The organism is Ruminococcus sp. 1001136sp1_2201st1_G3_2201SCRN_220225 (assembly GCF_040924365.1).
Classification (GTDB): Bacteria; Bacillota; Clostridia; order Lachnospirales; family Lachnospiraceae; genus Blautia_A; species Blautia_A faecis.
Genome location: NZ_JBCOME010000032.1, coordinates 38,717 through 47,460, shown reverse-complemented (window position 1 = coordinate 47,460; position 8,744 = coordinate 38,717). Strand labels below are relative to the sequence as shown.

The 8,744-nt window shown below is 43.9% G+C and carries 8 protein-coding genes, 2 tRNA genes and 1 pseudogene; 2 read left to right on the top strand and 9 right to left on the bottom strand.

What is annotated here, in order from left to right:
- Positions 1 to 242 precede the first annotated feature (242 nt).
- From AB5642_RS11520 to AB5642_RS11500, 5 genes are all read right to left on the bottom strand, one after another.
- Positions 243 to 332: transfer RNA gene (locus AB5642_RS11520), tRNA-Ser, on the bottom strand.
- 132 nt (positions 333 to 464) lie between these two features.
- A tRNA-Ser gene (locus AB5642_RS11515) sits at positions 465 to 550 on the bottom strand.
- A 142-nt stretch (positions 551 to 692) separates the two neighbouring features.
- The gene (gene ispD, locus AB5642_RS11510) at positions 693 to 1,388 is read right to left on the bottom strand and encodes a 2-C-methyl-D-erythritol 4-phosphate cytidylyltransferase (RefSeq protein WP_368371633.1); all 696 of its coding nucleotides are present in this window, start codon (positions 1,386 to 1,388) and stop codon (positions 693 to 695) included.
- The gene (tsaD, locus tag AB5642_RS11505) at positions 1,388 to 2,407 is read right to left on the bottom strand and encodes a tRNA (adenosine(37)-N6)-threonylcarbamoyltransferase complex transferase subunit TsaD (RefSeq protein WP_148463466.1); all 1,020 of its coding nucleotides are present in this window, start codon (positions 2,405 to 2,407) and stop codon (positions 1,388 to 1,390) included. Before tsaD ends, ispD begins: the two co-directional genes overlap by 1 nt.
- Positions 2,408 to 2,410: 3 nt before the next feature.
- On the bottom strand, positions 2,411 to 3,322 hold the full coding sequence (locus AB5642_RS11500; RefSeq protein ID WP_148463467.1) for a ribonuclease Z: 912 nt from the start codon (positions 3,320 to 3,322) through the stop codon (positions 2,411 to 2,413).
- Positions 3,323 to 3,590: 268 nt separating this feature from the next.
- Between AB5642_RS11500 and AB5642_RS11495 the strand changes: the two genes are divergently transcribed.
- Positions 3,591 to 6,179: a YfhO family protein gene (locus AB5642_RS11495; protein ID WP_368371632.1), complete on the top strand. Its 2,589-nt coding sequence runs from the start codon at positions 3,591 to 3,593 to the stop codon at positions 6,177 to 6,179.
- 6 nt (positions 6,180 to 6,185) lie between these two features.
- Here AB5642_RS11495 and AB5642_RS11490 read toward each other — a convergent pair.
- The 4 genes and pseudogenes from AB5642_RS11490 to tsaE form a co-directional block, all read right to left on the bottom strand.
- A pseudogene (locus AB5642_RS11490) lies at positions 6,186 to 6,242 on the bottom strand (DUF6783 domain-containing protein); the annotation flags it as partial.
- A gap of 13 nt (positions 6,243 to 6,255) precedes the next feature.
- Complete coding sequence (rimI, locus tag AB5642_RS11485) at positions 6,256 to 6,696, bottom strand: ribosomal protein S18-alanine N-acetyltransferase (RefSeq protein ID WP_368371631.1); 441 nt, start codon at positions 6,694 to 6,696, stop codon at positions 6,256 to 6,258.
- A gap of 22 nt (positions 6,697 to 6,718) precedes the next feature.
- Positions 6,719 to 7,447 (bottom strand): tRNA (adenosine(37)-N6)-threonylcarbamoyltransferase complex dimerization subunit type 1 TsaB, encoded by a 729-nt coding sequence (gene tsaB / locus AB5642_RS11480; RefSeq protein ID WP_148463470.1) that lies wholly within the window; start codon positions 7,445 to 7,447, stop codon positions 6,719 to 6,721.
- Positions 7,448 to 7,482: 35 nt separating this feature from the next.
- A complete protein-coding gene (gene tsaE / locus AB5642_RS11475) occupies positions 7,483 to 7,935 on the bottom strand; it encodes a tRNA (adenosine(37)-N6)-threonylcarbamoyltransferase complex ATPase subunit type 1 TsaE (RefSeq protein WP_173769961.1) in 453 nt (150 codons plus the stop codon).
- A 97-nt stretch (positions 7,936 to 8,032) separates the two neighbouring features.
- Here tsaE and AB5642_RS11470 point away from each other — a divergent pair, with 97 nt between their 5' ends.
- Positions 8,033 to 8,551, top strand: a complete 519-nt coding sequence (locus AB5642_RS11470) for a peptidylprolyl isomerase (RefSeq protein ID WP_118583898.1) — start codon at positions 8,033 to 8,035, stop codon at positions 8,549 to 8,551.
- Positions 8,552 to 8,744: the final 193 nt, after the last annotated feature.

Sequence of the window (8,744 nt, the reverse complement as noted above, 5' to 3'; positions counted from 1 at the left end):
GATAAAGTGTTTGATGTACTCAAGACAACCAACTAGCTTAGTTATCTCTCGTCATTACTGTTATAAAAAGTTCATTCTTTTGAATGATGATTCGTTAAGAATTTTCGAGAATCGTATGTGTTTCACTGTTTAGTTATCAAGGTTGTTTCGCTGTTGCTTTCAAAACAGCTTGTTCATATTATCACATGTTCAAGTGTTTGTCAACAACTTTTTTGAATTTCTTTTAATCAAGAAATTCAAAACGGAGAAGGAGGGATTTGAACCCTCGCGCCGCTATTAACGACCTACTCCCTTTCCAGGGGAGCCCCTTCGGCCAGCTTGGGTACTTCTCCAAATTGCCCTACTTACTAAGTAAGTTCTTCATTAAATTGTTTTTGCTCTCTTGCGACAGCTTGTTTAGTATAACTGATGTTTCTTTATTTGTCAAGCACTTTTTAAATTTATTTTTTAAAGTGTTTAACAAGCGGAGAGAGTGGGATTCGAACCCACGCGCCCTTGCGGACAAACGGTTTTCAAGACCGCCTCGTTATGACCACTTCGATATCTCTCCATATATAATAATCAAACAAAAAACGCCTTGCACATCAGGAGTTTTCCTTCACTCAAGAGGTTGTCTCTGTCAGTGCAAAACGTATTTTATCATCAAAACCTTTTTGTGTCAACAAGATTTTTTATTTTTTTCAAAAATTCATTCAATATCTCAAGAGAGCCTCTGCAATCGCCAGATCTTCTGGTGTAGTGATCTTGATATTCTGGTAAGATCCCTCCACAAGAAGGATCTTGGTTCCAGTCTCCTGCTCCACTACCATTGCATCATCTGTTACCCCTGTCATGTCCTTTTTGCGTATGCTTTCATAAGCTCCGCGAATCAGATCATAAGAAAATATCTGAGGAGTCTGAATATTCCATACAATTTTACGATCTGGAGTCTCTTTAACATAGCCTGACGAGTCTGCCAGTTTCACAGTGTCCTTGGAGGGCATGCCCATTACACAGGCATTGGTCCGCTTCACAGCCTCATATCCTCTTTGAACCATCTCTTCTGTGATAAACGGTCTTGCACCATCGTGAATGTACACGTAATCTGTATCCTGACAGCATAATAATCCTGCATATACAGAATCATAACGCTCTTTTCCTCCTGCTGTCACCTTGCGTACCTTGGAAAAGCCATATTTCTTTACAATTTCCTGCTCACAGTAAGAAATCATTTCTTCCCCCGTCACCAGAATAATATCCCGGATCAGCGGACTCTCCTGAAAACAATGCAGAGAATAATACAGAACCGGCTTCCCTCCTATTTCCAGAAACTGCTTCTGTATTTTGCTATGCATTCTTTTGCCCTGGCCCGCCGCCAGAACGATTGCCGTACATCTGCCCTGCTCCATTATCTCTCTCCCAGTTTCAGGTTAGGAACTGCATTTAAGTCCCATCCATGGCGTGTTCCTTTGATATATTCGTAATAAGCTGCCACGCCGATCATCGCCGCATTGTCTGTACAAAAAATAGGTGACGGACGATAGAACTTATAGCCCCTCTTTTCACAAGCCTTAGTCATGGCTTCTCTCAAAGCTCCATTGGACGCAACCCCGCCTGCAATAGCGATCTTATCCATGTGATAATCTTTGGCAGCAAGCATTGTGTGCTCCACAAGTACGTCTACCACGGACTTCTGGAAAGAAGCCGCAAGGTCGGCACGATTGATCTCTTCGCCCTTCATCTGGGCATTGTTAATATAGTTCAATACAGCAGATTTCACGCCACTGAAGCTAAAATCATAAGGACAGTCTCCTAATTTTCCTTTCGGGAAAACAATGGCGTCCGGATTTCCCTCTCTTGCCAATTTATCTACCTTTGGTCCACCTGGATAACCTAATCCGATTGCACGGGCAACTTTATCAAAAGCTTCTCCCGCTGCATCATCTCTGGTGCGTCCCAGGATTTCAAATTCTCCATAGTCTTTTACGATTACAAGATGTGTGTGTCCGCCGGACACGATCAGACAAAGAAACGGCGGTTCCAGGTCCGGGTGTTCAATATAGTTGGCAGAAACATGTCCTTCTATATGATGCACTCCAACAAGAGGGAGCTTCTTCGCATATGCAATGGCCTTTGCCTCAGCTACGCCCACAAGAAGAGCCCCTACCAGTCCAGGACCGTAAGTAACGCCAATTGCATCCAGATCATCCAGAGTCACATTTGCCTCGGAAAGTGCCTCTTCGATCACCTGATTAATCTTCTCAATATGTTTACGTGAAGCGATTTCCGGCACAACACCTCCATACAGAGTGTGAAGCGCAATCTGGGAAGAAATCACATTTGATAATATAGTCCTGCCGTTTTTTACTACAGAAGCCGCAGTTTCATCACAGGAACTTTCTATTGCAAGAATGAATGTATCTTTCATTTTTTAATCCTCTTCGAAATTCATTTCCATTGTTTTTCCGTCTTTGCCTGGATAAGCTTTTGGGAAAATATCCCGCACCATGTCCATATATTCATCTGGACGGATCAGAGACGGACTGTAATGAGTCAGCCACATTTCTCCTACATCAGCCTGCTTGGCCAGAGTAGCAGCTTCACGGAACGTCATGTGCTTATAGCCTTTTGCCTTCTCCAGCTTGTCATCCTCGCCGTACATCCCTTCGCAGATAAAAAGGTCTGAGCCAGACGCATTTTTCATAATTGACTCGGTGGGTCTGGTATCTGTAGTGTAAGTAACCTTCAGTCCCTTTCTCGCAGGTCCCAGAACCATATCCGGAGTATATGTCACATCATCGGCTTCAATAGTCTGACCTTTCTGCAGCGGATTCCAGTATTTCAGTGGGATTCCCTGCTCACGGGCACGCTCCGGGGAAAATTTCCCCTGACGGAGTATCTCCAGTGAATATCCATAACAGAGCACATTATGGTTTACCTTAAAAGCCGTGATCCTGTAACCATTGATCTCAAATACCTGCTCCGGTCCGTTAATCTCAATAAATTTCAGTTCAAAGGGAAGCTCTGGTGCGATCACGCGAAGTGCGTTTACTACCCGCTCAAGACCTTTCGGACCAATCAAGGTAAGCGGTTCGGTGCGCTCTGCATTTCCCATTGTAAGAAGAAGACCAGGAAGTCCGCTGATGTGATCTCCGTGATAATGGGTAAAACAGATCACGTCAACAGGCTTAAAGCTCCATCCTTTTTCCTTAATTGCCACCTGAGTTCCTTCGCCGCAGTCAATAAGAAGACTGTGGCCGTTATACCGGGTCATCAGAGCAGTAAGCCATCTTCTTGGAAGTGGCATCATACCTCCGGTTCCCAGCAGACAAACATCTAACATATATTAAAATATCCTCTTTTCTTTATTCTCCAAAAACGTGTTTTCCAAATGCCTTCCGAAGCAAACTTATAACAGCATTTTTCAAACAGGCTCTAGGAAAGTTTAACACAAGCAGTTTCCTAAAACAAGAGTCAGGTCTTCCCAATATGGAAAATCATTCAGAAATAATTAAAATGAAGCCGCTTGACAAACAGCTTACAATGTGTTTTTATAATTTGAACTTAACATTTGTTGCTGTTTTTAAGCTCAGCAACAGAAAGGAATTATTATGATTTTCTGCAGCAAGCCTCAAAAATTCACCTGGCGAAACGCAATTACTCTGCTGCTTCTTCTGACAGCTGGCAGCATTCTTATCTTGCTTCTGATACCTTCCGGTTCCTGGTTTGGCTCAGAGACAGACTGGTATTCCCAGCATGTAACCATTGCTGATTATATGAGAAAGAACTTTTATGCAACAGGCAGCCTGTTTCCGGACTTCACCGGACTTGGAGGCGGAACCAATTTCTTTTCCCTCTCTTACTACGGATTTATGCGCCCGGATGTACTGATTTCCTATCTTTTTCCCCATGTGGAAATGGAATGGTTTATTCAGGGATATGCAATATTTGAAATCCTGCTTGGAGGCGGACTTCTTTATTACTGGCTGCACAGGAAGGGATTTTCCGATTTTACCAGCTTTGCATGCGGCTTTTTTTATCTTAGTGCAAACTGTTTTTTCCAGGCGCACAGGCAGATCATGTTTGTGAATTATCTGCCATTTCTTTTACTGGCTTTCCTCTGCCTGGACCGGATTTTTGGACACCAGGAACAGGACGTGTACCACATTCGTCCCCATATCGGACTGATTCTTTCCCTGTTTTTCTGCATTTTACATAGCTTTTACTTTTTCCCATCCAGCTTCCTGGCATGCATCCTTTATATCGGCCATCTGCTGCCAGATCATCTGAAAAATGTACCTGCCAGGATGCAGAAAAAACGGAAATGCAAAATATGGTGGAACTATATTGTGGACGTGTCTTTTGCCGTATCCATGAATCTCTTTCTCCTGCTTCCCACTGGTCTTGCCATCCTTGGAAATAAAAAGGATACCGGTGATTCCACTTCCCTGTTAAAAATCCTGGGAGTGAACCCCACACTGGACAGCATCCTTTACAGCCCTTACGGCTGCGGACTCACTCTTTTTTGCCTGTACGCACTGTTTCTGTGCATACGGGAAAAGAAAACCCGAAAGCTTGCAATTGCTGTTTTTACACTGCTGTTTTTTGACATTTTTTACTGGATTTTAAACGCCACTTTATATGTAAGGCCCAAATGCCTGATCCCATTTCTGCCTTTGATTCTTTACCTTACTGCACAGGCTCTTGAAGGACTCAGGCAGAAAAAAATACGGCACAGTCTGCCACTGGCTTTGCTTTGTGCAATTCCGGTTATCATACAGCTTATTTTCCTTTTACATAATCAGCAGGTCCGGCACCTGGTCACAGCTGATCTTGTGCTGCTTCTTGTCTGTGCTTCCCTTGGCGTTTTTCTGGAAGAAAAAGAGATCACGATACCATTCAGCTGCTGGTGGATAAATCTTGGAGGACTTGTACTTTTGCTTGCGATTCCTTCTATGCTTTATCTGACAAAAGGGCAGGAAGAGCATTACGCCACCGTTGCCGACGAGTCCAGAGACTATTTTTCCAGAGAGGATCTGGAGGCGTGCTGCGAAAATCCGCAGGCACGGTTCGATGTGATCGAACACCCATCCAACAATTCAAACTACGTGATCACCGGGGATCAGAATAAAAGTACCTTGTATTCTTCTATTTCTAACAGCACTTACAATACATTGGTGTACGATATCCTGCAAATGCCCATCAGCATCCGCAACCGTGTTGCCATGACAGCTGATGTAAATCCTTTTCAGGAATATCTAATGGGCGTCCGATATATTCAGACAAAAGCAGATAAAGTTCCCGCGGGCTATAAGACCCTTCTGGAAAAAGACGGGCATATACTGGCAGAAAACAGCAATGTGCTGCCTATTGCTTATGGAAGTACGGCTCTGATGATAGAAAGTGAATATGATAAGCTTTCTTATCCACAGACACTGGATACCATTACTAATCGCACAATAGTGCCGGATTCTCCTGACAATTCAGAGAATGCCAGTGATCTTTCTGCCGCTTTTTTGCCATACGCTTCTCAAATGAAGGAATATTCCCTGCCAGCCGATTTTCTTGATCACAAGACTTCAAAAAAAAGTGAAACCGTCCGCCGGGAACTGCCGGAAACACTGCCGGCATCCACTATTCTGCTGCTCTCTTTTGACGTAAAATACAATGGAGAAAAGGATATGTCCATTACCATAAATGGCATACGAAACCGGCTTTCCGGCTCTGAGGCTCCTTATCCCAACAATAATGATACCTTTTATTATATGATTTCTTCTAATGAGGATATGGATGCTCTGGACATTATGTTTTCCAGAGGAGAATATAAGCTCACAAATATAAAAGCCTACACCCTTCCATTAAGCCTGCTTTTCCATCCGGGGCTGGTAACATTTCAGGAAAAAGAAATTTCCGGGAAAGAGATTCTAAACGGTAGTATTGATATGCCGAAAGATGGATATTTCGTAACCTCCTATACGTTCTCCAAAGGATACATTGTTTGTGTGGATGGGAAAGAAGCTGCACCGGTACAGGTTAACAAGGCGTTTCTTGGTTTTCCGTTACAAAAAGGGGCGCATGAAATCCAGATTGAATTCCATGCGCCCGGTAAGTCACTTGGGGCTGCACTCAGCCTTGTGGCATTTGTGCTTTTGATTTTCTACAATACAGCGTATGGGCTCAGGCATAAAATCATGCGATAGACCATGCCTGAAGCATGTTTGAAAAAGGCTTTCTGCAAGATGTGCGTCACATTTTGCGAGAATGAGAGGTTCTCACTTATCCACGCGGATGCCTAGTCATAAGCAGAGCATCTTCCACGGGATCCGTATAATATTTCTTGCGGATCCCGTCTTTTGTAAATCCCATTCTTTCATAAAGACGGATGGCAGTTCCGTTGCCTGTACGAACCTCAAGATGGATCGTGGTAACTCCCTGCTGTTCGGCAAGCCGGATCAGGCTGTCCATAAGGAAATGACCAATCCCCTCTTTCTGCCTGTCCGGGCGCACTGCAACATTGGTAATGTCGCCTTCATCCAAAACCATGATCAGGCCACAGTAAGCCAGGATTTCTCCTTTCTCTTCCACTACGAGGAACATGGCATCCTTGCGGGTCAGATAAGTGAAAAATCCCTCTTTCGTCCATGGCGGGGAAAATAATTCGTTTTCAATCTTCATGACCTGATTCAGATCATCTACCAGCATTTCACGAAGAACCATACTCTGACTTCTCCTTTTCTTCTCAGCTGTTTTTTTCAGAAGCTTTCTCTTCCTGCAGCTTCTGGGCGCGCTCACGCTCTGCCTGGGAAACTCTCAGGTATTCCGGAACATGCTCCATCGCAGTCACTATTTTGCCCTCTTTCACATAAATCTCGCCAAGGGCTGCCACTGCAGCTGCTCTTTGCTTATTCACATGGGCAGGGGCAAAAGAATATGGAACCTTCAGGTTCTCCTGGATCATTTTTCCAAAGACAGGCACGCCATCGCCAAGGAATACTACCTCTTCCCCTCTCGCATTCAATTTCTCAATCATCTCAGCCATTGGAACTGCCATCTGAGCTTCTACCGTTACTAGCTTATGCTCCTGAAAGCGGTAAATTCCTGTATAAACCTGACTTCTTCTTGCATCCATAATCGGACAGATCAATGCTCTGGAATCATACAAATTATATGCCAGTGCATCCACAGTGGGAATTTCCACCAGAGGCTTTTTCAACGCAAGACCAAGTCCCTTGGCTGTAGCAGAACCGATACGAAGTCCTGTAAAAGAGCCTGGTCCGGCTGCCACTGCAATGGCATCAATAGTATCCAGATCCAGCTCTGTCATCTTCACCAGCTCGTCCAGCATAGGAAGAAGTGTCTGGGAATGTGTCTTTTTATAATTAACTGTATATTCTGCAATCAGGTTCTCGTCCTCCACTATTGCAACAGAAGCGACGATTCCTGAGCTGTCAAGACCTAAAATCTTCATTTTTTCTCCTTACTCTCCCCACTTTTGGAGATTTTCTAATTTTTCTGCCACTTAATCTGCTCTGGTAATCCGGTTACTGTGATCTTACGATAATCAAACCCTTTTTCCAGATTTTTCTCAATGGTAATCTCAATGATCTGCTCTGGCAGGATTTCTTCGATCAGATTGGCCCACTCGATGAGGCAAATTCCATTTCCGTAGAAATAGTCATCATAGCCGATCTCTTCCATCTCCTCAATGTCCCCGATCCGGTACACATCAAAGTGATAAAATGGCATACGGCCGCTTTCATATTCCTGAATAATGGTAAAAGTCGGACTGTTTACAGGCTCTGTGATTCCCAGTCCTTCTGCCACTCCCTGGGTAAAAACAGTCTTACCTACACCAAGATCTCCTACCAGTGTGTATACCTGCCCGGGAAGAGCATTTTCCCCGATCCATTTGCCGAAAGCGAAGGTCTCTTCTGGGCTGAATGTTTCTTTTATCATAACTTTACAACTCCTTTTTACTTGCAGAATTGCTCTTTGCATATTATAATAGAACGAATAACGAAATACAATACTTTTTGAAAAAGGAGATCAAACTATGGCAAATCCAGTTGTTACCATTACTATGGATAACGGAGATGTGATCAAAGCAGAGTTATATCCGGAGATTGCACCAAATACTGTAAATAACTTTATCAGCCTTGTTAAAAAGGGATTTTATGACGGACTTATTTTCCACCGTGTTATCAACGGTTTCATGATCCAGGGCGGCTGCCCAGACGGAACCGGAATGGGCGGTCCTGGATACAGCATCAAGGGTGAATTTGCTCAGAACGGTGTGAAGAACGAGTTAAGACATACCGAGGGCGTTCTTTCCATGGCAAGAGCCATGCATCCGGATTCAGCAGGAAGCCAGTTCTTCATCATGCACAAAAATGCTCCACACCTTGATGGTGCTTACGCTGCTTTTGGTAAAGTGACCGAGGGCATGGATGTGGTAAACCAGATTGCTGAGACTGACACTGACTACAGCGACAGACCACTTGATGAGCAGAAGATCAAATCCATGACAGTAGATACCTTCGGCGTAGATTATCCAGAGCCAGAGAAGTGCTGATCATTCATGCTCTGCAGGCAGACTGATCCAGAGCATGTTTAAAAAGCTTTCAAAAGAACTTTATCCCCTGCATCTGTGGAATATTTATTTTCACAGATGCAGGGGTTTCTGTTCCCTTTTAATGGTCAAACACCTTTATTTCGCCTTCCACATCTGCGAAATAAAGCTCCTTCTCTTTCTCCATCTTTATACG